We start from the raw sequence: 22162 nt of genomic DNA, 5'->3' as shown, positions 1-22162 counted from the left end.
CCGCTAATCAAGACATTGGAGGCCTTCATCTTAAATACAACCAATGGCGGTGAGTTTTTCAAGCACTTCGTTGGGCTGAATTTCACTCATTTTGCCAGTAGGTTGGCCTTTAATCACATATTGATTCTTACCATAACCGCCGATCAGTAACGGGTCTGTGGGGCCATATAAGGTGATATTCGGGCGGTCTAACGCAGCGGTAAGATGACTCAGACCCGTATCGACCGAGACGACACCCCTCGCACCTGCTAATTGTGTTGCGACGTCACTGAGTGAAAGTTTCGGTAACACCTCTACCTGAGGGCGGTCTGCCGCAAGCCGTATTGCACGCTGCTGTTCTATCGGCGAACCCCATGGTAATTTTACCTTAAGGCCTCGTGCCACCACTAAGTCTATCAATGATTGCCAAGCGCTTTCTGGCCAATGCTTATCGTCACGTGTTGTCGCATGCAAGAAGACGAGATAGTGATTAGCCTCTGCGGGAAGGGCATTGACAAAATGCTGGGCGATTGCGTAATCCCCTTGGGTCTTGGGGAGTGGATAGCCGAGGCTTGCTGAGAATAGCGCCCGTATTTTCTCCACCGCATGCTGCTGTTTACTCATCCGATGACCACGGTCGTACCAGCAACTGGCAAGAGGCTCGCGGGCACTCTGCCAGTCCAAACCGTGTTTAGTACCCTGGGCTTTACGGGTAATCAAGGCTGAACTTTTGATCAGCCCTTGAGCATCAATGACCGCGTCATAGTGAACGCTCTTCAGCTGCTGATAGAAGCGCTGCCGCTCTTCTCGTATATCGCGACGCAACCAATTTTTCCGCCAGCGACGGATAGCCACCGGAATGACACGATCGACAGCCTGATGCCAAGTGGGGATTTGGCTAAAGCCCTCTTCCACGACCCAGTCGAAACGGATGGTCGGGATTTGCTTTAGCGCATCCGTCAGCGCAGGCAGTGTATGAATAACATCGCCCATGGAGGACGTCTTAATGATTAAGACACGCATTCAGGCTCCTGAACCGTGGCTAACAGCGCTTCTAACTCAGCGACGACCTGATTCGGAGTAATATCGATCAGGCTTTGATGGTAGCCTTGGTCAGCTTCACCTTTGCGAATTTTGTGGTAGCCGGTGATTAAGCGGATAATACGGGCTTCATCGGTTAAAGGCGGTGTAAAGTCTGGGCTACTCGGACCGTACAGCGCGACCAGCCGCCGTCCAAGGGCCGCTGCAACATGCATTAACCCTGAGTCGTTAGTGACCACAGCATGACATTGAGCGAGTAAGATTACAGCTTGATCAAGTTCAGTCTTCCCCGCTAGATTTGTGCAGTGTGCCGCTTCGTCTGGGGTTAATCGCGCGATAATTTCAGCGCCAGCCTCATTGTCTTTGGCTGAACCAAACAGGGCAATTTGGTAGCCTTTTGCAATCAACTGTTTAGCGAGTTCAGCATAATGGTAGTCAGGCCAACGCTTTGCTGGCCCGAATTCAGCCCCTGGGCAAAAGCCGATGAGTGGACGATCGGCATGCAAGTTGAAGAGCGCGGCAGTTTCAAGTTTTTCACGCGCTGAAACAACCAGTGCTGGCCGTGCAAGCGGTCTTGGTAAGTCTGTGTCACGGGTCGCTTTATTCTGTTCGTAAGCCAAAGCAATATAGCGTTCAACCATTAAAGGAAACGCGGCTTTATCTAAGCGGCGATAATCGTTCAATAAGCCATAACGCATCTCACCCAACCAACCAATACGGTGTTTTATCCCCGCGAACCAAGGGATAAGAGCCGATTTAAAGGAGTTGGGGAGAATATAAGCGCGGTCGTAATGGTTATCACGTAGCGCCTTACCGAGTCGATATCGGTCGCCTAAAGCTAGACTTCCGTGGCCAATTGGCATTGCTATCGCTTGATTAACTTCTGGCATTCTTGCCAGTAGTGGCCTGCACCATGCGGGGGCCATTACATCAATTATCGCTTGTGGCCATTGTGCTTTCAGCGTTTGATACAAGCTTTGAGACATCATCATGTCACCGACCCATGATGGCGCAATCACTAATATTTTCATCGATAAGGCTTCCACTTTCTTAAGGCTTGTTCAACCAACGCATGTAGTCGCTTACGCCTTCAGCCACGGTTTTAAAAGTTTTGGTATAACCTGCATTTCTAAGACGAGTGAGATCGGCTTGGGTATAGGCTTGGTAACGGCCCTTAAGCTTCTCTGGGAAAGGGATATACTCCACTTCACCTTGTTGATGATGCGCTAAGACGGCGTCAGCGACGACTTGGAAAGATTCGGCATGACCCGTACCACAGTTAAAAATTCCTGAAACGCCGTTTTCCCAGCACCAGAGATTCACGTCAGCGACATCTTCAACATAGATAAAGTCACGTTTAAACTGCTCACTACCGGCAAATAGCTTGGGATTTTCACCTTGGTTTATTTGATTATTAAGGTGAAAGGCCACACTCGCCATGCTGCCTTTATGGCCTTCACGGGGACCATATACGTTAAAATAGCGGAATCCACACACTGGCGAGTCAGCTTCAGGAAGAATACTTCTTACGTAATGGTCAAACAGCATTTTAGAGTAGCCATAGACGTTGAGTGGCGATTCGTATTGGCGCTCTTCAATAAAATCGCTATCTCGTCCACCGTAAGTGGCCGCAGACGATGCATATAAGAAGGGAATTTGACGCTCTAAACAAAAATGTAGGAGTTCTTTAGAGTATTGGTAATTATTGTCCATCATGTATTTACCGTCCCACTCGGTGGTTGCAGAGCATGCACCTTCGTGGAAAATAGCTTCAATAGGTCCTAACTCATCACCGGCCACAATACTCATCAAAAATTCTTCTTTATCCATGTAATCACTGATATCAAGATCAGCGAGATTAATGAACTTAGTGCCATCTTTGAGGTTATCCACCACCAAAATATCGTTATAGCCGCGATCGTTTAACGCTTTAACGATATTACTGCCGATCATGCCGGCACCACCAGTTACAATAATCATAAATCACCTTTCGACTAAGACGAGACTCGAACATTATTCGAGTGAATTACCTTAAATCATACCATCTTAACTAAAGGATGGCAGCAAGCCGCCTAACCGGCGGCCTAAATTAGAATAATGCTTTGATATTGTTTATGAATTGACTGTCGCGCACGGAGGTATAAATTATCATAATGCCTTCTGATGCTTTATGCTGGCGTAAAGGCTGGGTACGAGGGCAATGCGCGGCCAATGTCGGCGGTGGCGACGAGTGGGTAACCGTGGCTGTCGCAGAATGATTGAGTAACTGACTCAGTTTCACCAATTTAACATCGGCGGGCAAGGTAGGCAGGAGTTGTTGTAAGACTCTTACCGTCGTGGGGTGGGGGTGACCAATGGCGATTGCCGAACCATTACGCTGGGCCAGCTTAACCGCACGTTGAAATTGGTAGCGAATATCCGCTTCGTTTTGTGTGTCGTCTAAGAACACATTTCTCTTCAACACTTTTACTGAGGTTCCCTGTGCAGCATTCACGGCTTGCGTATTGCCAATGGTCACGCTGTCTAGGAAGTAGAGCTGATGATGGTTAAGAACGCTCATTACCTTTTGCATAGCAGGTAAGTTGGAGGTCATCCGGCTACCCATATGGTTATTTAATCCCACAGCATAAGGGACTTGGCGAATAGCATGCTCAATAATACTTTGCATCTGACTGAGACTCATCTCAGGGGTCAAGGTATTCACTTCAAGAGGTTGTTTACTCATCGGTGCCATTGGCAGGTGAATCAGCACTTCATGACCAGCCTGATGGGCGAGGGTGGCCATCGAGTGGGAATGCGGGGCATCAGGCAATACCGCGATAGAGATAGTATTAGGAAGAGCGATAACTTTATGCTCTTCCGTGGGTCGATAACCGAAGTCGTCAATAACAAGGGCTAACTGTCCTGCAGAGGTTGAATAAGCGAACGTTAGGAAACCAAAAGTAATAAGAGAATTAAATAATTTTCGCACATTATTTTCCTAACCAGCTTAAGGGGTTAACCGCTTGTCCTTGGCGTCTAATTTCAAAGTAAAGTGCGGGTGCGCCTTGCCCTCCACTGCTACCAACGAGTGCGATAGCTTGGCCCGCTCTGACTTGTTGGCCAACGTTTACCAACGCACTCTGATTATAGCCATAGAGGCTCATATCGCCTTTACCATGCTCAATTACGACGACCAGGCCATACCCTTGCAACCAGTCGGCCATTAACACGCGGCCATCAGCAATTGCCCTAACATCCGTCCCTTCAGCTGCGCCAATAACTAATCCTTTCCAACGTAACTCACCTTGTAGAGTGTCGCCAAATCGGTGTATCAGACGGCCATGAATCGGCCAAGGATATTGGCCATTAGCACGGCCTAAGCCGCCGGTTCGGGCAATAAGCTCTTTTTCACCTTCAGTTGGGCGGTAAGTTGAACCTTTAGCTTGGGCTTGTGCTTGGCGCTGTTTGACTTGTTCTGCGGCTCTTGCTTCACGTGCCGCTCGAGCTTTAGCTTCTTGTGCTGCTCGGGCAATCTGGTTTTGTAGGCGGTTTTCGTTTTGCCGCATTTCGGCGAGATCGGCTTGATCCCTTTGTAACGACACATTCAATTGCTGTAAGGTCTTTTGCCGTGCACTCTGGGCTGACTGCAATTGATCTTGCTGCGCTTTCTGTTGGGTGAATAGCGTTTGCTGTTGCTGTTGACGCACTTCGAGCTGCGACTTTTTATCTGCTAAATCGGCGCGAGTTTGTTTTAGTGACTCGATATTTTCTTGACGTGCTGTATTCAAATAACGGAAATAAGTCAGCATGCGGTCACTGCGTTGACCATTTTCACCACTGAGCAGGAGCTCAATACCGCTGTGCTGACCTTGACGGAAAGCCGCATCAAGCTGAGCGGCAAGAACCTTTTCTTCATGGGCTTGGGAGCGGATAAGCTCTTCAATTGAGTCCGTCAGTTCTTGGATATCGCTATTAATACTATTTAAATTGAGCTGTGTTTCACGTAACTGTCGACTGGCTTGGGCGATAAGTTTCTCTTGGCTCTTTAATTTACCCAATAATTCGTCACGTTGCTGTTTTTGTGCTTGAACACTGCGCTCTTTGGCCGCAATATCTTGTTGAATCGAGCGAAGCGCCGATTGATTATCGTCAGCGTGGCTGGAAATAGGTAAGGTCAATAGGCCCGCACACAGGAGCAGGCTGGACGTCATCGGTAAAAAGCGAAATTGAGTAGACAAAATCGTATTATGCCGAGCTGAAAAAGATAAAGTGAAACGCTTTTTTTCCGTCATAAGGCTGAGATTATTCCATGATGTTTCACAGGTTACCAGAGTAACGCTCGGGTTTTATAGTGTACAGCTTATAATAATGGCATAATCAGATAATAGGTAAGAATTCGGCAGTGTGAAAGGGCCCGTCTAAGGTTATTACAGTAGATGATTCCCATTTTGCAATGTTGTCCTGACTACGCAGTGCATTGCTGCTGCGCGGATACATTTATAGTAGATCGTTCTCGGAGTTGTTTTTCTTATGCAAGAAATTATGGAATTTGTGCAGAATCACCTTATCTTAAGCCTTGCTTGGGTGGTATTACTGGTATTAGTAATTTTTACGACTTTCAAAGGCCTATTTTCCAAAGTTAAATTGATTGGGCGTGGCGAAGCTACCCATCTTATTAACAAAGAAAATGCTGTCGTGGTTGATGTGCGTGGGCGTGATGATTTCCGTCGTGGTCACATCTCTGGCGCACTCCAAGTGAGCAGCGATGAGATTAAGAAAGGTAATTTTACTGAGCTTGAGAAGTACAAATCTCAACCGATTATCGTAGTTTGCGCAACCGGCCAGAGCGCAGGTGATGCTGCAGCCCAACTTACTGCAGCAGGTTTTGAAAAAGTAACGGTATTAAAAGAGGGTATTAGTGGTTGGAGCAGTGAAAACCTTCCATTAGTCCGTGGCAAATAGATTCTTAAGAGGCTTTTATGGCATCCATTGATATCTACACTAAACAAACTTGTCCCTTTTGCCATCGTGCAAAAGCATTGTTGGATCAAAAAGGTGTGAAATACCACGAAATTGCGATCGATAATGACAGCGAAAAACGGGCAGAAATGATAGATCGTAGTCAGCGTACGACGGTGCCACAGATTTTTATCGATCAGCTCCATGTCGGCGGATGCGATGATTTGTTTGCATTGGAACAGCGTGCACAACTAGACCCACTACTGAATGCCTAACGATAGGCGCTATTTTGTTTTAAAGGATTGAGTACCATGTCTGAACAGAACCCAAACGAAATGACTTTCCAGATCCAGCGTGTTTACACCAAAGATATCTCTTTTGAAGCACCTAATGCTCCGCAAATTTTCCAAAAAGAGTGGGAACCTGATGTTAAGTTGGACCTCGATACTGCATCGACTCAACTTTCCGAAGGGATCTACGAAGTGGTACTCCGCGTAACGGTAACCGCAACGGTCGGTGAAGATACTGCTTTCTTGTGTGAAGTTCAGCAAGCGGGTATTTTTACCATTTCAGGAATTGAAGGCTCGCAAATGGCTCACTGCTTAGGCGCTTACTGCCCTAACATCCTGTTCCCTTATGCGCGTGAATGTATCTCGGCGCTGGTATCTCGTGGCACCTTCCCGCAATTGAACTTAGCGCCAGTCAACTTTGACGCGCTTTTCATGAACTACCTTCAGCAGCAAGAAGGTGGTGAAGCCGCGCAGGATGCTTAATCACGATGCGTGAAGCAAGTGTAAGTGTTATCGGTGCCGGTTCATACGGCACCGCTTTAGCGATAACCTTGGCTCGTAATGGTTATCCAGTGATGTTATGGGGGCATAACCCACAACATATCGCCCGTTTAAGTGAACAACGTTGCAATGCGGAGTTCCTTTCCGATGTGCCTTTCCCAGAAAATCTTGCATTAACTTCTCAGCTTAACCAAGCCGTCGCCCTAAGCCGTGATCTCTTAATTGTTGTGCCAAGTCATGTGTTTGGTGAAGTTTTAAGACAGATCGTCCCATTCTTACTTCCGGATACACGTATAGTTTGGGCGACAAAAGGGTTAGAAGTTGAGACGGGGCGTTTGCTTGAAGAGGTCGCGAGAGAAATTTTAGGTCCCGATATTCCCCTCGCGGTAATTTCCGGGCCGACCTTCGCTAAGGAACTTGCTGCGGGCATGCCCACCGCGATTGCTTTAGCATCGAAGAATGCACAATTTGCGATGGACTTACAGACTAAACTCCATTGTGGTAAAAGTTTTCGGGTCTACAGCAATAATGATATGACCGGTGTGCAATTGGGTGGTGCAGTGAAGAACGTTATCGCCATCGGAGCAGGTATGTCAGATGGTATGGGGTTTGGTGCCAATGCTCGTACAGCGTTAATTACTCGCGGCTTAGCGGAGATGTCTCGTTTGGGCTTGGCATTAGGTGCGCAAGCCGAGACCTTCACTGGCATGGCAGGTTTAGGCGATCTAGTATTAACCTGCACAGATAACCAGTCACGTAACCGCCGTTTTGGAATGTTGTTGGGGCAAGGTACGTCGGTTGAAGACGCGCAAGAAACGATTAGTCAGGTTGTAGAAGGCTATCGCAATACCAAAGAAGTTTACTTACTTGCGGCGAGCGTTGGGGTAGAAATGCCGATTGTTGAGCAAATTTATCAAGTGCTCTATTGCGGAAAACCCACCCAAGAGGCAGCCATAGCTCTGTTGGGACGAGAACGTAAAGACGAATCACGTCAGTAAGTGAGTTTATTTCATTTTATTATTACGCCCGTTAGGGCGTTTTTTATCAGGAGCATGTCATGTCTTCGGAAGAGCTTGAGCAAATTTGGGAAGCGATTCTCGCTGAAGCACGTGAGTTGGCATCCGGCGAACCCATGCTTGCCAGCTTTTTCCACGCCACGCTGTTGAAGCACGATAATTTAGGCAGTGCATTGAGCTACATGTTGGCGAATAAGCTGGCGAATGCCAATATGCCCGCCATTGCGATTCGCGACATCGTCGAAGAAGCTTACCGCCAAGATCCTGGCATGATCATGTCTGCTGTCCGCGATATTATGGCGGTGAGCCAGCGTGACCCCGCAGTTGATAAATACTCGACTCCGTTACTCTATCTTAAAGGCTTTCATGCGCTACAGGCCTATCGTATTGGTCATTGGTTATGGCGCCAAGGTAGACGCTCACTTGCCGTTTATCTACAGAACGAGATCTCCGTTTCCTTTGGGGTTGATATCCATCCAGCTGCCAAGATCGGTTGTGGCATAATGCTCGACCATGCCACTGGCATCGTGATCGGTGAAACGGCCGTAGTCAGTGATGATGTATCAATACTTCAGTCTGTCACGCTAGGCGGGACAGGCAAAACGTCCGGCGACCGTCATCCAAAAATCCGTGAGGGGGTAATGATTGGCGCAGGCGCGAAAGTATTAGGTAATATTGAAATCGGCGAAGGGGCAAAAATTGGCGCGGGTTCAGTGGTATTGATGGCTGTACCGCCGCACACCACCGTCGCCGGAATTCCTGCAAGAATTGTAGGCCGTCCGACCAGCCAAAAGCCCTCAATGGAAATGGATCAACATTTTACTGGGGCGATGGGATTTGAATACGGTGATGGGATCTAATGCGTTTTATTCTGCGCTTATTCCCGTAATAGTGCACCCGCATAGTCTAATTGACGCCATGCTTCGAACACGACGACCGCGACTGAGTTTGAGAGATTCATACTGCGGCTATTCTCTACCATAGGAATACGGATTTTCTGCTGAGGCGGTAAGCTATCGAGAATGGTTGCAGGTAAACCACGGCTTTCGGGTCCAAACATAAGATAGTCACCCGTTTGCCAACTCACCGCACTATGGGCGGGTGTGCCTTTAGTGGTCAATGCAAACAGTCTTGCGGGCTGTTCAGCAGCGAGAAAAGCCTCGTAATTAGCATGTTTTTTTACGGCAGTAAATTCGTGGTAATCCAATCCTGCACGGCGCAAACGCTTATCGTCCCAAGTAAAGCCTAAGGGTTCGATAATATGCAGGGAAAACCCTGTATTCGCGCAGAGGCGAATGATATTCCCAGTATTGGGGGGAATTTCTGGTTCGAATAAAACGATATTAATCATGGCGGCTCCCTTTTCGAGAGCCGCAGCATAGCAAATTATTGTTTCGCTGAGTATAACGGAAGCCAGATAGTTAACCGTAAGCCACCGAGTGGACTGTCTTCTGCTTTAACATGTCCGTGATGCTGTTGAATAACGGTGTCGACAATAGCCAGGCCAAGCCCAGTACCGCCAGAAGCACGGTCACGCGCCTCGTCCGTTCGGTAGAAAGGACGGAATATTTGTTCCCGATCTTGTGGGTCGACTCCAGGCCCATCATCATCAACATGTAAGGTTAAGCCCGTTCTATCGACAGAGAAGCTAATGCTAATCGCTGAGTGGGAATAGCGCAGCGCATTACGGATAATATTCTCGACGGCACTTTCTAGGGCGTGGGGGTTACCATACAAAGGCCATGCTCCTGGCGGATAAGGAATTTCCATTTTCTTACCCATCTGCTCAGCTTCAAAGCGTGCATCGTCAATAACGTCTTTCCACAATTGATTAGCGCGTAATACCTCGCTAACCAAGGCATTTTTATGCTGAGTACGCGAGAGGTCGAGGAGATCGTTAATCATTCCATCCAAACGCTGTGCTTCAGTTTCAATACGCTCCAATTCTTTACTCTCCCCAGCGCGCCGACGTAATAATGCCGTTGAGAGTTGTAACCGGGTTAGGGGCGTACGTAATTCATGGCTAATATCCGATAGCAAGCGATGTTGCCCTTTGATAAGACGCTCAAGCGCACTCACCATCTGATTAAAGCTGGCACCAGCTGCTAGAAATTCTTGAGGGCCAGATTCAAGTTCTGGATGCTGACGAAGGTTGCCGCTGGCCACCTCATCGGCAGCATATTTGAGCTTACGCGCAGGTTTTGCGAGACTCCACGCTAACCATAGTAGTAAAGGAGTGCTGATTAACATGGTGACGAGGAGGAGTAACCAGGGTCGGTCAAACAATAGGTTCACAAAATCGAGCTGTGAACTACTGGCTGGGCGGATCATATACAACTGATAATTATCTTCCCCATCCTCGATAGAGAAAGGGCCAGCCATCTCTTGACGACCATATTTTTTCTTTTGAGGGTGATCGGCATTGTCTGACTGCCCGATAAAATTCCGAATAATTTGCATTTCATTATGGCGCGCACCAATAACCCGACCTTCAGAGGTGACAAGAAGTAAGTGCTGACCAGGAGGAGCCCATTTATCAATTGCTCGATAAAGACGTCGCCACCACATCAGGTCATTGGGAGGATCTTGTCGTAACTCGGCCTCAATATGTTGCTCAACCATTGCCCCCTCACGATATTCGCTCGGGAGTAAAGAGGTTATCTGTCGTGAGTCGAGCTTGGGAACCATAAGGACAAGCATCAGCACAAGCGCCAATGTTAACCAGAAAATCGCAAAAATACGGGTAGTCAGACTGGCAATCATGTTGCAGAGACCATTAAATAGCCACGTCCACGCAGGGTTTTGAACCATGGGTGCCCGTCACGCCGTTCAGGAAGCTTTCTGCGCAGATTAGAGATATGCATATCGATAGCACGATCAAAAGGCGTCAAGCGTTTACCCAGTACCTCTTGGCTAAGATGTTCACGAGAGACAACTTGGCCTAAGTGTTGCGCTAATAGGTAGAGTAATGTGAATTCGGTTCCCGTGAGTTCCAGTGATTCATTATCAAAACTCGCTTCTTGCCGTCCAGGATTCAGGCGTAATTCATCGACTTTAAGGGTAGGGGAATTACTTTCTTGCACTTGTTGCTGCTCACTCCAATTTGAACGACGCAATATGGCGCGGATCCGCGCGACTAATTCACGGTCGTTAAACGGTTTTGGCAGGTAATCATCGGCACCAAGTTCTAATCCAAGAACACGATCCAGCTCGCTACCTCTAGCCGTAAGCATAATGACAGGTGTTTGATGTTGTTGGCGGAGTTCTTTTAAGGTATCAAGACCATTTTTCTTAGGCATCATGACGTCTAAAAGTAATAGATCGATGCTGCTGTCCATCAAAGATAACGCTTGCTCGCCATCACCCGCGACGGTTACATCAAAACCTTCCATTTCAAGTAATTCTTTTAACAGTGAAGTCAGTTCACGGTCATCATCAACGAGTAAAATTTTATTCATAATCTCTCCTCTTCGGCAGCAAAAATACCTTGTTCCATGGTAACGTGTTTATCACTTTACTTAGTTTTACACCCCCTGACGGATGTTTGCAGCAACTCGCCTAGACTACCCCCCAATGCTTCAAACAACAACTGCTACGAGGAACAGTGAAATGCGTCATCTTTGTGCTCTCGCGATATCCTCTTTATTTATTGTTTCTACGGGGTACGCCCAAAGCGTCGAAACACCACTTAAAGATAAGATTAACCAACCTTGCACAACGAATGATAGCCTGACACAACGCATCCAATCACATATGTTCGATGGCATCGAACTCAGTGAGTCGCAGCGGCAAAGAATGCGGGATCTGACAGACCAGTTTCGCTTTCGCCATTCAACTACGGATATCAGTGATTTGAAGGCGATGCAGAAATTAACGTTATCCCCTGATTTTGATGAGACAGCTGTTCGTAATCAAGCGCAAAAAATTGCCGATCAGCAAGTTAAGTTTCAAGTTGAGATGGCTCACGTGCGCAACCAAATCTACGGATTATTAACGTCAAGCCAGAAAAAGCAAGTTCAGCAGAATTATGATTATCGTATTGATCAATTATGCGATATCAACGAATTACAGTGAACACATCGTGTTGGCTGTATGGTAGTAGCAGTAGTATGTCATACCTTTTTTCCTTGCCATAGACACCATCCCTGTCTTCCCCCTCAGTGATGAGGGGTTTTTTTTATCCTTAATACTCTCAGCAGTGGCCTTATTCAAGTTACAGAGGTAATCTCACCCTAGTACTCTCCCCAATAACCACTGTCATATTTCTGTCATAAAAGTGACATCTTCGTGTCATTGAATTGACCTAATTTAACCGCAACACACCTTAGGTTGTAATTAAATCGGTCTTTTGGAGAGAGTATGAAATTCAAGCGTAAGATGGCGACTCACCTCACAGCAGTGACCTTAGCATTGACTACCGTTTCGGCGTTTGCCGCAACTGATCTTACTGGCGCTGGTGGTACTTTCCCTGCACCGGTCTATTCTCGTTGGGCAGCAGATTACTACAAAGCCAATGGCAGTAAAGTGAACTACCAAGGCATCGGCTCATCGGGTGGGGTTAAACAAATCATCGCTAAAACTGTCGACTTCGGCGCTTCTGATGCTCCGATGAGTGCGGCTGACCTAGAGAAAAATGGTCTTTTCCAATTTCCAACGGTTATCGGTGGTGTCGTCCTTGCCGTCAACCTACCGGGCATTAAGTCGGGCCAACTAATATTAGATGGTAAAACAACCGGTGATATTTACTTAGGTAAAATTACTCGCTGGAACGATCCTGAGATCGCAGCCTTAAACCCAGGATTAAAACTGCCGGCAACGAATATTAATGTTGTTCGCCGCGCAGATGGCTCAGGGACCTCTTTTGTATTCACCAGTTACTTAGCGAAAGTTAACCAAGAGTGGAACAGCAAAATTGGTAAAGGCAATACCGTTAATTGGCCGATTGGTCTGGGCGGTAAAGGTAATGATGGCGTAGCAGCCTTTGTACAACGTCTGCCGGGTTCCATTGGCTACGTTGAATATGCCTACGCTAAACAAAATAATCTTACCTATACCAAATTAGTCGATGCGGCAGGAAAAGCAATTGCCCCGAATGAACAATCATTCAGCGATGCAGCGAAAGGTGCAAATTGGCAACAGAGTTTCGCACAAGATCTGACCTATCAAGCGGGCGACAATGCTTGGCCTATCTCGTCCACCACCTATGTCCTAGTCTACAAAAAACCGGCTAATGCGGATAAAGCTAAAGCTGTTTTACAGTTTTTCGATTATGGTTACCAACAAGGTGCGAAAACGGCGAATAGCTTAGACTACGCAGCACTGCCTGAATCGGTAGTGACACTAATCCGTGATGCGTGGAAAAAGACTATTACGACAGAGGAAGGTAAAGCAATCTATCCTTAATTCTCGCCACGCGACGCTTATTTATTTTCAGGGCAGCTTGCTGCCCTGTCATCTATCTACTTGAGAATGTTATGGTACAACACCGGTCGTCCTTTAAGGCTCCCAGTAAATACGGCGATGTAATATTTAGCCTTCTGGTAAAAATTGCCGCCTTAATTGTCCTCCTTATGCTAGGTGGCATTATTGTTTCCCTGATGATTTCATCATGGCCTAGCCTCCATCAGTTTGGTTTTTCGTTCTTATGGACCAAAACGTGGGATGCACCGAACGAACAATTCGGCGCACTCGTGCCTATCTACGGCACACTGGTCACTTCAGCGATAGCATTACTTATTGCGGTACCGGTCAGCTTTGGGATTGCGTTATTTCTGACTGAACTCTCACCTGCATGGTTGAGGCGACCACTCGGCACAGCCATTGAACTACTCGCTGCGATACCCAGTATTGTTTATGGTATGTGGGGATTATTTGTGTTTGCGCCGCTATTTGCTGAATACTTCCAAACGCCTGTGGCCGATTTACTGTCAAGTGTGCCAATTTTAGGCAGTTTATTTTCGGGTCCGGCATTTGGTATTGGGATACTGGCAGCGGGGATTATTTTGGCCGTGATGATCATCCCTTACATTGCTTCCGTAATGCGTGACGTTTTTGAACAGACGCCGGTCATGATGAAAGAATCGGCTTATGGAATTGGCTGTACGACTTGGGAAGTGATTTGGCGCATTGTCTTACCTTTCACGAAGAACGGTGTCATCGGTGGTGTAATGTTAGGCCTTGGCCGAGCATTGGGCGAGACGATGGCCGTTACCTTTATCATTGGTAACACTTATCAGCTCGATAGTGCCTCGCTCTATATGCCAGGAAATAGCATCACCTCTGCTTTAGCCAACGAATTTGCCGAAGCGGGATCTGGTCTGCATATTTCAGCGCTGATGGAACTTGGCTTAATCCTCTTCGTCATCACATTCATCGTGTTAGCGATCTCGCGTCTAATGGTTATGCGTCTTGCTAGAAAAGAAGGGGCTCGCGGATGAGTGATTACTTACCGAGTCATACCGCTCAAGAAATCGCAGAGCGTATTAAGCGTCAAACACGGCGCCGGGTAAAAAACTACCTAGCCTTAACCTTGTCACTCTTAACCATGGCGTTTGGCTTATTTTGGTTGCTGTGGATTTTATGGACCACTGTAAGCAAAGGTATTGATGGCCTATCGTGGGATCTCTTCACGCAGGATACGCCGCCACCCAATACTGACGGTGGTGGACTTGCTAACGCCTTAGCCGGTAGTGGTTTGTTAATACTGTGGTCGACGGTATTGGGTACGCCCTTGGGGATCTTGGCCGGTATTTATCTTGCGGAATACGGTCGCAAGACCTGGTTGGCAGAAGTCATTCGGTTTATCAACGATATTCTACTCTCGGCTCCTTCGATAGTGATCGGGTTGTTTGTCTATACCCTCGTCGTCAGCCGTATGCAGCACTTTTCGGGTTGGGCTGGTGTCTTCGCGTTAGCGCTATTACAGATCCCGATCGTGATCCGCACGACAGAAAATATGATTAAACTGGTGCCTGATAGTTTGCGTGAAGCCGCTTATGCATTAGGCACACCAAAGTGGCGGATGATTCTATCTATCACCTTAAAAGCCTCGCTATCCGGTATTATGACCGGTGTGTTACTGGCGATTGCTCGTATTGCTGGAGAGACGGCCCCGCTACTCTTCACCGCATTATCGAACCAGTTCTGGAGTACCGATATGAGCCAGCCATTGGCGAACTTACCGGTCACTATTTTTAAATTTGCCATGAGTCCTTTTGCACAGTGGCAAAGCTTGGCTTGGGCGGGGGTACTGGTGATTACCCTATGTGTACTCGTCCTCAATATTCTAGCGCGCATGATTTTCGTCAAGCGTAAGTAATAAGTGAAAGAGAGATAATTATGACGATGGCGAAAGCGAACCCGGCTGCAAGTAAATTACAAGTACGTGATTTAAACTTCTACTATGGAAAATTTCATGCACTCAAAAATATCAATTTAGACATTGCCCGTAATAAAGTGACCTCTTTCATCGGGCCATCTGGGTGCGGGAAATCGACACTTTTAAGAACCTTCAATAAGATGTTTCAGCTCTACCCCGAGCAGCGAGCAGAAGGTGAAATCCTACTTGATGGCGAAAATATTTTACAATCTTCGCAAGATATTGCGTTACTACGGGCCAAAATCGGCATGGTTTTTCAGAAACCTACGCCGTTCCCTATGTCGATTTACGATAATATTGCTTTCGGCGTACGCTTGTTTGAAAAGCTCTCCCGCGCTGAGATGGATGAACGCGTGCAGTGGGCATTAACTAAAGCCGCGTTATGGACTGAAACTAAAGATAAACTTCATCAAAGCGGATACAGCCTTTCTGGCGGCCAGCAGCAACGTCTCTGTATTGCCAGAGGGATTGCTATACGGCCTGAAATTCTGCTACTCGATGAGCCTTGTTCCGCACTGGATCCTATCTCTACCGGTAGGATTGAAGAATTGATCACTGAGTTAAAACAAGATTACACCCTCGTGATTGTCACGCATAACATGCAACAAGCCGCACGTTGCTCCGATCATACTGCATTCATGTATTTGGGCGAGTTGGTGGAGTTTAGTGATACGGATACGCTGTTTACGACACCAGCTAAAAAACAAACTGAAGATTACATTACTGGGCGCTATGGCTAATACCGAAAGCATAAACCGTAATTAATCAATTTCAGTGCGTGGAGAGTAATATGGATACTTTAAACCTTAATAAGCATATTTCGGCCCAATTCAATGCCGAACTTGAGCACATTCGCACTCAAGTGATGATCATGGGTGGATTGGTTGAACAACAGCTAACAGATGCCATTACCGCATTACATAACATGGACAGTGAGTTAGCTCGTCGAGTGATTGCCGATGACCAAAAAGTGAATCGCATGGAAGTCGAGATCGATGAACACTGCGTCAAAATCATTGCGAAAAGACAGCCTACAGCCAGTGATTTACGGCTAGTGATGGCCATTACTAAAACGATATCTGAACTTGAACGTATTGGTGATGTGGCAGAAAAAATTAGCCGTACAGCGTTGGAGAAATTTAGCCAACAACATCAACCGCTATTGATTAGTCTTGAGTCTTTTGGACAGCATTCGGTTGAAATGTTGCATGAAGTTCTGGATGCCTTCGCTCGGATGGATCTCGAGGCGGCGATTGAGATTTACCAAGCGGATAAGAAGCTAGACCAAGAGTATGAAGGGATTATACGTCAGTTAATGACCTATATGATGGAAGATCCTCGAACAATCCCTAATGTTTTGACCGCCTTATTTTGTGCTCGATCGATTGAGCGAATAGGCGACCGTTGCCAAAATATTTGTGAGATCATCTTCTATTTTGTCAAAGGGCAAGACGTCCGCCATCTCGATGGAGATAAGTTAGATCAATTCTTAACAAATAATACGAATTAAAAAAATCCTAAATATAGAAACCAGTATAGGTCTACAATCTATACTGGTTTTTTTTATACTCATTTTAATTCTATGCTGTGTGAACCTTGATGACAAAAAAGTATTTGGTTCCATCTTTTTTGCCATGCATCTTTTCCAAAAAATTAGATTTTTACTTTCCTTCTGAATATATGACATTGTAAGCGCTAGTCACACTCGCTACTCTGACGCTGTCAGCAAGACAATATATGATTGTTGATAAATAATTGGAAATTAATATTATTAAGGAAAATATAGTGAAAGAGTTAACTAGCGTACAAATGGAAAATGTATCTGGAGCCGGTATTTTTTCTACCGTATTCGGTACCGTAGGGTCTACATTTGGTGCTTTAGCTGAAACTATCGGTTGGAAAAATGCCGGAGTTAATGCCGGTAATGTGGCGAAAAATGCAGGTTTAGTTATCGATTCGGCGATTGATACTATGACTTCATTTTTCAAGCTTATGCTAAGAAAATAAAGTGATTTGATTAGAAAGCAAAGAGGTTTTTTATAAAAATCTCTTTGCTTTTTTTTATGAAATTTCTAAGCGTAATTCGGTAATATATAAAAAAAGCCAAATAATATGAAAGATAATGAGCTATTCAGAAAGGAAGCACTTTATCACCAGCGCCATCATTGGCTCGGTAAAGCATTGCTATTGAGAGGAATACCGCTCTGGGTGGTGGTCACCTGTACAATCACTTTTATTACAATCACTTTTGTAGCATTAATTAAAGGCGAATATACTAGACGGGTTAACGTCAAAGGTGAGATATTCTCACAGCAACAGACAGTTACGATTCTTGCTCCGCAGCAAGGTAGAATTGCGAAGAATTACAGAGAGATCGGCGAAACCGTCAAAAAAGGGATGCCGATTTATGCATTGGATATTAGTCGAGACACACAGTCCGGAAATTTAAGCGAAAACTCTAAAGCTAGCATTAATCAACAAATTTTATTAACTAATAATATTATTAATAAGTTGAAAGAAAACAAAAGAATCAATATTGAAAAATTAACCCAGCAATTAGTTGAGTATAAAAAATCGTATGACAATACGAAGTTGCTTGTAGGAAATTCTTTGCATGGACTTAAAGACATGAAAGAGAGTATGAAAAACTACGATGAATATTTGAAGAGAGGGTTAATCAGTAAAGAGCAATCCTATAATCAACGTTACCTCTTTTACCAGCAACAGTCTTCTTGGCAAAGTATGAATAGTCAGCTTATTCAAGAAAATTTGCAGATCATTAATTTAGAAAGCGAGATAACCAGCACCTCGGCTGACTTTGATAATCGTATCTCTGAATACGAACTTAAACTCAGCGAGTTCAATCGAATGCTTGCCGAAGTGGATGCGAATGATAGATTAATTATTACCTCACCCGTGGCAGGTAAAATCGAAAATTTAGCGTTCACCGAAGGGCAAATGTTCAGTTTAGGTGATAGCTTGGCACAAATTTTACCCGGTGAGCAACAGCACTATCAATTAATGTTGTGGTTACCTAACCATAGCGTGCCATTCGTCCGCCCCGGTGACAAAGTGAATATTCGTTATGATGCTTATCCTTATCAAAAGTTTGGCCAGTTCTCAGGTGAAATTACCTCTTTATCGCGAGTACCGGCGACCGACAGTGAAATGATGAGCTATAAGGGCAGTTCCCCAGTGACGGCGCAACAGTCAAAGGAAGCTTATTATAAGACGATTGTGACACTGAGTGACCAAGTACTTAATTTCGAGGATCGACGTTTACCAATAGGCAATGGTATGTCTGCAGAAGTGACATTATTTCTTGAAAAGCGCCCACTTTATCAATGGATTCTTTCCCCTTATTACGACATCAAACGTAGTTTAGGAGGGCCTGTAAATGGATGAAGTCCGTCAACTTTTCAAAAGAATATGCCAGCAGCTTCAGTTCGGATTTTTTAGAAAAGTGCCGCAAGTACTGCAAACAGAAGCGGCCGAATGTGGTCTCGCTTGTATTGTGATGGTCTGTCGTTACTTTGGTATGAATATCGATCTGCTCAATTTACGCCAAAAGTTCGGACTCTCAACGCAAGGTGCCACTCTAGCGACACTGGTGCATATTGGTAGCCAATTAAACCTCCAAACACGGGCATTATCCCTCGATTTAGAAGAAATTAGGCAACTTAAGCGTCCTTGTTTACTACATTGGGATATGAGCCATTTCGTGGTGCTGGTAAAGGCTGGTAGGAATAAATTTACGCTTCACGACCCGGCATTTGGACGGCGAGTGGTGAGTTTGCAGGAGATGTCACAGCACTTTACGGGGATAGCTTTAGAGCTTTGGCCAGATAGTGAATTCAAACCGATCAAAGCGCGATCACGTATTAGCTTTTTAAGTTTACTGAAGAATATCTCCGGCCTACCTAGTGTGCTAGCCAAAATATTTGCGCTAACGATTCTCGTTGAGGCTGTTAATATCGCGATCCCAGTGGGCACACAGTTGGTAATGGATCATGTCATTATCGCTAGGGACCGGGATCTTTTAACGTTAATCTGCCTTGGGTTGGTGAGCTTTATCTTATTTCGTACCTTTATTAGTATGCTACGAAGTTGGACGTCCTTGGTCATGCAGTCCCTGATTGATGTGCAATGGAAAACAGGCTTGATGGACCACTTGCTACGGTTACCGTTGAGCTATTTTGAAAAGCGAAAGCTAGGCGATATTCAATCGCGTTTTGGCTCGCTAGCCACGATTCGTGAAACGCTGACCTCTAGCGTAATCTCAGGCACTATTGATCTCCTAATGGTCATCAGTGTGTCGGTAATGATGTTTATGTACGGTGGATGGTTATATTTTGTCGTGCTGGCATTCACTCTGCTCTATGTCATATTACGTTTCGCGACTTACCACCGTTATCGGCAGGCTCAGGAAGAGCAGATCGTTAAGGATGCGCGTGCCAGCTCGCATTTTATGGAAACCTTATATGGCATCGCCACACTCAAGGTCTTAGGCTTAAATAAAACCCGCTCACGCTATTGGCTCAATCTCAACATTGAAACTACCAATGCAGTTATCCGCATGACACGTTTAGACATGCTATTCGGGGGGGTGAATTCGTTAATTAGTACTTTGGATCAGGTATTGATTCTTTGGTTAGGGGCATCAATGGTCATTGAAGGCCATATGACGTTAGGGATGTTTGTCGCGTTCAATGCCTATCGAGGACAATTTTCTGAGCGTGCATCAGCGATCGTCGACATGGTGCTTGAGCTGAGAATGCTTAGCCTCCATAACGAGAGGGTGGCGGATATTGTCTATCAGGAGCCTGAATCTCAGCTGAGCTCAAAACGTCTATGTGAATATGATCAACCCGCCAGATTCGAAGTGGAAAATATTAGTTACCAGTACGATAAATTAACACCGCCTATCCTTTCGCATCGTTCATTTAGTATTGAGAGAGGAGAAAGCGTTGCCATCGTTGGGCCATCTGGGGTAGGGAAAACCACGTTGATGAAGTTGATGTGTGGCTTACTGACACCGGACAGCGGCACTATCCGCTTCAATGGACTCGACATTACACAAGTGGGCCTGAATAACTTCAGAGAAGTTATTGCTTGTGTACTGCAAGAGGATAAATTATTTGCCGGATCCATTGCTGAAAATATCACGGGATTTGGTGAAGATAATAATCGTGAGCGTATTATTGAATGTGCAACCCTGGCAAATTTGCATGATGAAATTATTAGCATGCCGATGGGGTATGAAACTTTAGTCAGTGAACTGGGTGGGAGCTTATCTGGTGGTCAAAAACAACGTTTACTGATTGCTCGCGCATTATATCGAAGACCCGCAATACTCTTTTTAGATGAGGCGACCAGTCACTTGGACTTAGAGAACGAATCCGCGGTGAATGCGGCTATTCGCTCATTAAATATCACACGGATATTTATTGCTCATAGACCTTCGACGATTGCCAGTGCCGATCGTATTATCGATTTGACCCCACAAACTTAGCGAGATTGAATGTAAAGTTTGTATGGGTATTGGCCTGTCTGTCTGAATAAAAGGTATGATTCGATGAATCATCATTTATAAGGACTCGTCGATGGGCTTCTATTGGATATGGCTCGGTGTTGCCGCAATTTTTGCGATAATTGAGTTTTGTACCGTGACCTTCTTTGGGCTATGGATGGCGATTGCAGCGTTGGTCCCTGCAATTACCTCCTACCTTTGCCCTCATCTCTCCGTGGTAATGCAACTCTTAATTTGGGCGCTATCTTCGCTAGTTTGTGCCTTTGTCTGGGTGAAATGGATAAGAAGCAAACCTATCGCTCATGTTGAAAGTGCGTTAATGGGTAGTGAAGGTATTCTTGCTGAGGCCCTACAGCCCGGCCAATTAGGAACTTTATTGCTTAGTCGCCCAATCCAGGGGAAGCAGGAATGGGTGTGTTGTAGCGATCACTCATTAGCAAGGCAAACCCGTGTTACTGTTATTGCGATAACTGAAAACAATATCGTTAAAGTGCAAACTAGTTCATCATTAAAAGAGGGAGTAAAATGATTATCACACCAGGAATTATTGTCGCTATTCTACTCGTTGTATTGGTAATAGTGACTTTTTTAAAATGTGTCCGGATTGTTCCACAAGCGGATCAATGGATTGTTGAACGTTTGGGGAAGTACCACACTACGCTTAATCCAGGCCTTAATATTCTTATCCCTTTCATCGATGCGGTGGCCTACCGTATGTCAGCGAAAGATCAGATGTTTGAAGTGAAAGGGATTGAAGGTATTACTCGTGATAATGCCACCGTAGGGGTAAATGCTATTTGCTTTATCCGTATTGCCGACCCGGCAAAAGCGGCTTATGGTGTTGATAGCTATAGTGCAGCGGTACAGAACTTAGTGATGACGACCATTCGTAATGCGGTAGGGGGCATGAACCTTGATGATACCTTATCTAATCGAGATCAATTAGCCATCACGCTTCGCGCTAATATGGAAGAACAGATGAGTGACTGGGGACTCATTCTTAAGGCCGTCGATATTCAAGATATTACCCCTTCGGAGTCAATGCGTAAGTCAATGGAGCAGCAAGCGGCGGCTGAACGTGAGCGTAAAGCAACGGAAACCCGCGCGGAAGGTAATAAAAATGCGGCTATTCGTGAAGCGGAAGGGAAGAAGCAAGCGATGATCTTGGATGCTGAAGCGAAATTAGAGTCGTCGAGAAGAGAAGCCGAGGCTCTGGAAACGTTAGCCGAAGGCCAACGTAAAGCGACTTCACAGCTTTCACAAGCCTTAATGGAAGCGGGCGGAGAGAAAGCAATGACCTTCCAGTTAGCGAATAACTATGTCACGTCATTGTCGAAATTAGCAGCAAGCGATAATAGTAAGGTCGTTGCTATCCCCGCAGATCTTGCGCAATCAGTCGGTGGCTTACTGAATGCGGGCGTATTGATGGGGATTAGCCAAGAGACGAAAACACGCTAGTAGGGTGGGCACAGAATGACTGTGCCCA

24 protein-coding genes are annotated in these 22162 nt (G+C 45.8%); 16 read left to right on the top strand and 8 right to left on the bottom strand.

Annotation, left to right across the window (positions count from 1 at the left end):
* Positions 1-30 precede the first annotated feature (30 nt).
* The 5 genes from rfaC to envC all read right to left on the bottom strand — a co-directional run bounded on the left by rfaC (position 31) and on the right by envC (position 5294).
* A complete protein-coding gene (rfaC, locus tag BMX14_RS12600) occupies positions 31-1002 on the bottom strand; it encodes a lipopolysaccharide heptosyltransferase RfaC (protein ID WP_092677322.1) in 972 nt (323 codons plus the stop codon).
* Positions 990-2051, bottom strand: a complete 1062-nt coding sequence (gene rfaF, locus BMX14_RS12595; RefSeq protein ID WP_092677320.1) for an ADP-heptose--LPS heptosyltransferase RfaF — start codon at positions 2049-2051, stop codon at positions 990-992. Before rfaF ends, rfaC begins: the two co-directional genes overlap by 13 nt.
* A 19-nt stretch (positions 2052-2070) precedes the next feature.
* Entirely contained in the window at positions 2071-3000 is a 930-nt protein-coding gene (gene rfaD, locus BMX14_RS12590; protein ID WP_092677318.1) for an ADP-glyceromanno-heptose 6-epimerase, read from the bottom strand.
* Between the two features lie 109 nt (positions 3001-3109).
* Positions 3110-3991, bottom strand: a complete 882-nt coding sequence (locus tag BMX14_RS12585) for a divergent polysaccharide deacetylase family protein (RefSeq protein WP_092677316.1) — start codon at positions 3989-3991, stop codon at positions 3110-3112.
* Between the two features lies 1 nt (position 3992).
* Positions 3993-5294, bottom strand: coding sequence for a murein hydrolase activator EnvC (envC, locus tag BMX14_RS12580; protein WP_092677314.1), 1302 nt, complete (start codon positions 5292-5294; stop codon positions 3993-3995).
* A 238-nt stretch (positions 5295-5532) separates the two neighbouring features.
* Here envC and BMX14_RS12575 point away from each other — a divergent pair, with 238 nt between their 5' ends.
* The 5 genes from BMX14_RS12575 to cysE are packed head-to-tail and all read left to right on the top strand — an operon-like array spanning position 5533 to position 8628.
* On the top strand, positions 5533-5964 hold the full coding sequence (locus tag BMX14_RS12575) for a rhodanese-like domain-containing protein (protein WP_092677312.1): 432 nt from the start codon (positions 5533-5535) through the stop codon (positions 5962-5964).
* A 17-nt stretch (positions 5965-5981) separates the two neighbouring features.
* Positions 5982-6236, top strand: coding sequence for a glutaredoxin 3 (gene grxC, locus BMX14_RS12570; protein ID WP_092677310.1), 255 nt, complete (start codon positions 5982-5984; stop codon positions 6234-6236).
* A 36-nt stretch (positions 6237-6272) separates the two neighbouring features.
* Entirely contained in the window at positions 6273-6734 is a 462-nt protein-coding gene (gene secB, locus BMX14_RS12565; RefSeq protein ID WP_092677308.1) for a protein-export chaperone SecB, read from the top strand.
* A 5-nt stretch (positions 6735-6739) separates the two neighbouring features.
* Entirely contained in the window at positions 6740-7750 is a 1011-nt protein-coding gene (gpsA, locus tag BMX14_RS12560; protein ID WP_177173146.1) for an NAD(P)H-dependent glycerol-3-phosphate dehydrogenase, read from the top strand.
* 59 nt (positions 7751-7809) lie between these two features.
* Positions 7810-8628 (top strand): serine O-acetyltransferase, encoded by an 819-nt coding sequence (gene cysE / locus BMX14_RS12555; RefSeq protein ID WP_092677304.1) that lies wholly within the window; start codon positions 7810-7812, stop codon positions 8626-8628.
* Between the two features lie 17 nt (positions 8629-8645).
* Here cysE and trmL read toward each other — a convergent pair whose 3' ends face one another.
* From trmL to cpxR, 3 genes are read right to left on the bottom strand one after another with little or no spacing between them, the layout of a single operon-like run.
* Positions 8646-9119 (bottom strand): tRNA (uridine(34)/cytosine(34)/5-carboxymethylaminomethyluridine(34)-2'-O)-methyltransferase TrmL, encoded by a 474-nt coding sequence (gene trmL, locus BMX14_RS12550; protein WP_092677302.1) that lies wholly within the window; start codon positions 9117-9119, stop codon positions 8646-8648.
* Positions 9120-9154: 35 nt separating this feature from the next.
* A complete protein-coding gene (cpxA, locus tag BMX14_RS12545) occupies positions 9155-10531 on the bottom strand; it encodes an envelope stress sensor histidine kinase CpxA (protein ID WP_092677300.1) in 1377 nt (458 codons plus the stop codon).
* The gene (cpxR, locus tag BMX14_RS12540) at positions 10528-11226 is read right to left on the bottom strand and encodes an envelope stress response regulator transcription factor CpxR (protein ID WP_048913000.1); all 699 of its coding nucleotides are present in this window, start codon (positions 11224-11226) and stop codon (positions 10528-10530) included. The genes cpxA and cpxR overlap by 4 nt, the downstream gene beginning before the upstream one ends.
* Positions 11227-11377: 151 nt before the next feature.
* Between cpxR and cpxP the strand changes: the two genes are divergently transcribed.
* From cpxP to BMX14_RS12485, 11 genes are all read left to right on the top strand, one after another.
* Positions 11378-11842: a cell-envelope stress modulator CpxP gene (gene cpxP / locus BMX14_RS12535; protein ID WP_177173145.1), complete on the top strand. Its 465-nt coding sequence runs from the start codon at positions 11378-11380 to the stop codon at positions 11840-11842.
* 285 nt (positions 11843-12127) lie between these two features.
* Complete coding sequence (pstS, locus tag BMX14_RS12530) at positions 12128-13171, top strand: phosphate ABC transporter substrate-binding protein PstS (protein ID WP_092677296.1); 1044 nt, start codon at positions 12128-12130, stop codon at positions 13169-13171.
* Between the two features lie 71 nt (positions 13172-13242).
* A complete protein-coding gene (gene pstC, locus BMX14_RS12525) occupies positions 13243-14205 on the top strand; it encodes a phosphate ABC transporter permease PstC (protein ID WP_092677294.1) in 963 nt (320 codons plus the stop codon).
* Positions 14202-15086, top strand: coding sequence for a phosphate ABC transporter permease PstA (pstA, locus tag BMX14_RS12520; RefSeq protein ID WP_092677292.1), 885 nt, complete (start codon positions 14202-14204; stop codon positions 15084-15086). The genes pstC and pstA overlap by 4 nt, the downstream gene beginning before the upstream one ends.
* Positions 15087-15112: 26 nt before the next feature.
* A complete protein-coding gene (gene pstB, locus BMX14_RS12515) occupies positions 15113-15886 on the top strand; it encodes a phosphate ABC transporter ATP-binding protein PstB (RefSeq protein WP_177173149.1) in 774 nt (257 codons plus the stop codon).
* Positions 15887-15936: 50 nt separating this feature from the next.
* The gene (gene phoU / locus BMX14_RS12510) at positions 15937-16656 is read left to right on the top strand and encodes a phosphate signaling complex protein PhoU (protein ID WP_092677288.1); all 720 of its coding nucleotides are present in this window, start codon (positions 15937-15939) and stop codon (positions 16654-16656) included.
* 275 nt (positions 16657-16931) lie between these two features.
* A complete protein-coding gene (locus BMX14_RS12505) occupies positions 16932-17153 on the top strand; it encodes a hypothetical protein (RefSeq protein WP_092677286.1) in 222 nt (73 codons plus the stop codon).
* 105 nt (positions 17154-17258) lie between these two features.
* Positions 17259-18551, top strand: a complete 1293-nt coding sequence (locus BMX14_RS12500; RefSeq protein WP_092677284.1) for an HlyD family secretion protein — start codon at positions 17259-17261, stop codon at positions 18549-18551.
* Positions 18544-20658 (top strand): peptidase domain-containing ABC transporter, encoded by a 2115-nt coding sequence (locus tag BMX14_RS12495; RefSeq protein WP_092677282.1) that lies wholly within the window; start codon positions 18544-18546, stop codon positions 20656-20658. The genes BMX14_RS12500 and BMX14_RS12495 overlap by 8 nt, the downstream gene beginning before the upstream one ends.
* 91 nt (positions 20659-20749) lie before the next feature.
* A complete protein-coding gene (locus BMX14_RS12490) occupies positions 20750-21205 on the top strand; it encodes an NfeD family protein (RefSeq protein ID WP_092677280.1) in 456 nt (151 codons plus the stop codon).
* Complete coding sequence (locus BMX14_RS12485) at positions 21202-22134, top strand: SPFH domain-containing protein (protein ID WP_214220788.1); 933 nt, start codon at positions 21202-21204, stop codon at positions 22132-22134. Before BMX14_RS12490 ends, BMX14_RS12485 begins: the two co-directional genes overlap by 4 nt.
* Positions 22135-22162: the final 28 nt, after the last annotated feature.

Origin of the sequence: Rosenbergiella nectarea, assembly GCF_900111105.1 — a bacterium.
GTDB classification, from domain to species: Bacteria; Pseudomonadota; Gammaproteobacteria; order Enterobacterales; family Enterobacteriaceae; genus Rosenbergiella; species Rosenbergiella nectarea.
The sequence above is the reverse complement of the archived record's forward strand: the minus strand, read 5'-3'. Positions and strand labels throughout refer to the sequence as shown.

Excerpts from the sequence above, each read along its gene's own strand:
- BMX14_RS12490 (WP_092677280.1), top strand. The coding sequence starts at position 20,750 with ATGGGCTTCTATTGGATATGGCTCGGTGTTGCCGCAATTTTTGCGATA.
- gpsA (WP_177173146.1), top strand. The coding sequence starts at position 6,740 with ATGCGTGAAGCAAGTGTAAGTGTTATCGGTGCCGGTTCATACGGCACC.
- cysE (WP_092677304.1), top strand. The coding sequence starts at position 7,810 with ATGTCTTCGGAAGAGCTTGAGCAAATTTGGGAAGCGATTCTCGCTGAA.
- cpxR (WP_048913000.1), bottom strand. The coding sequence starts at position 11,226 with ATGAATAAAATTTTACTCGTTGATGATGACCGTGAACTGACTTCACTG.
- rfaC (WP_092677322.1), bottom strand. The coding sequence starts at position 1,002 with ATGCGTGTCTTAATCATTAAGACGTCCTCCATGGGCGATGTTATTCAT.
- phoU (WP_092677288.1), top strand. The coding sequence starts at position 15,937 with ATGGATACTTTAAACCTTAATAAGCATATTTCGGCCCAATTCAATGCC.
- trmL (WP_092677302.1), bottom strand. The coding sequence starts at position 9,119 with ATGATTAATATCGTTTTATTCGAACCAGAAATTCCCCCCAATACTGGG.
- BMX14_RS12485 (WP_214220788.1), top strand. The coding sequence starts at position 21,202 with ATGATTATCACACCAGGAATTATTGTCGCTATTCTACTCGTTGTATTG.
- secB (WP_092677308.1), top strand. The coding sequence starts at position 6,273 with ATGTCTGAACAGAACCCAAACGAAATGACTTTCCAGATCCAGCGTGTT.
- BMX14_RS12575 (WP_092677312.1), top strand. The coding sequence starts at position 5,533 with ATGCAAGAAATTATGGAATTTGTGCAGAATCACCTTATCTTAAGCCTT.
- rfaD (WP_092677318.1), bottom strand. The coding sequence starts at position 3,000 with ATGATTATTGTAACTGGTGGTGCCGGCATGATCGGCAGTAATATCGTT.
- pstC (WP_092677294.1), top strand. The coding sequence starts at position 13,243 with ATGGTACAACACCGGTCGTCCTTTAAGGCTCCCAGTAAATACGGCGAT.
- BMX14_RS12500 (WP_092677284.1), top strand. The coding sequence starts at position 17,259 with ATGAAAGATAATGAGCTATTCAGAAAGGAAGCACTTTATCACCAGCGC.
- pstA (WP_092677292.1), top strand. The coding sequence starts at position 14,202 with ATGAGTGATTACTTACCGAGTCATACCGCTCAAGAAATCGCAGAGCGT.
- pstS (WP_092677296.1), top strand. The coding sequence starts at position 12,128 with ATGAAATTCAAGCGTAAGATGGCGACTCACCTCACAGCAGTGACCTTA.
- grxC (WP_092677310.1), top strand. The coding sequence starts at position 5,982 with ATGGCATCCATTGATATCTACACTAAACAAACTTGTCCCTTTTGCCAT.
- envC (WP_092677314.1), bottom strand. The coding sequence starts at position 5,294 with ATGACGGAAAAAAAGCGTTTCACTTTATCTTTTTCAGCTCGGCATAAT.
- pstB (WP_177173149.1), top strand. The coding sequence starts at position 15,113 with ATGGCGAAAGCGAACCCGGCTGCAAGTAAATTACAAGTACGTGATTTA.
- cpxP (WP_177173145.1), top strand. The coding sequence starts at position 11,378 with ATGCGTCATCTTTGTGCTCTCGCGATATCCTCTTTATTTATTGTTTCT.
- BMX14_RS12495 (WP_092677282.1), top strand. The coding sequence starts at position 18,544 with ATGGATGAAGTCCGTCAACTTTTCAAAAGAATATGCCAGCAGCTTCAG.
- rfaF (WP_092677320.1), bottom strand. The coding sequence starts at position 2,051 with ATGAAAATATTAGTGATTGCGCCATCATGGGTCGGTGACATGATGATG.
- cpxA (WP_092677300.1), bottom strand. The coding sequence starts at position 10,531 with ATGATTGCCAGTCTGACTACCCGTATTTTTGCGATTTTCTGGTTAACA.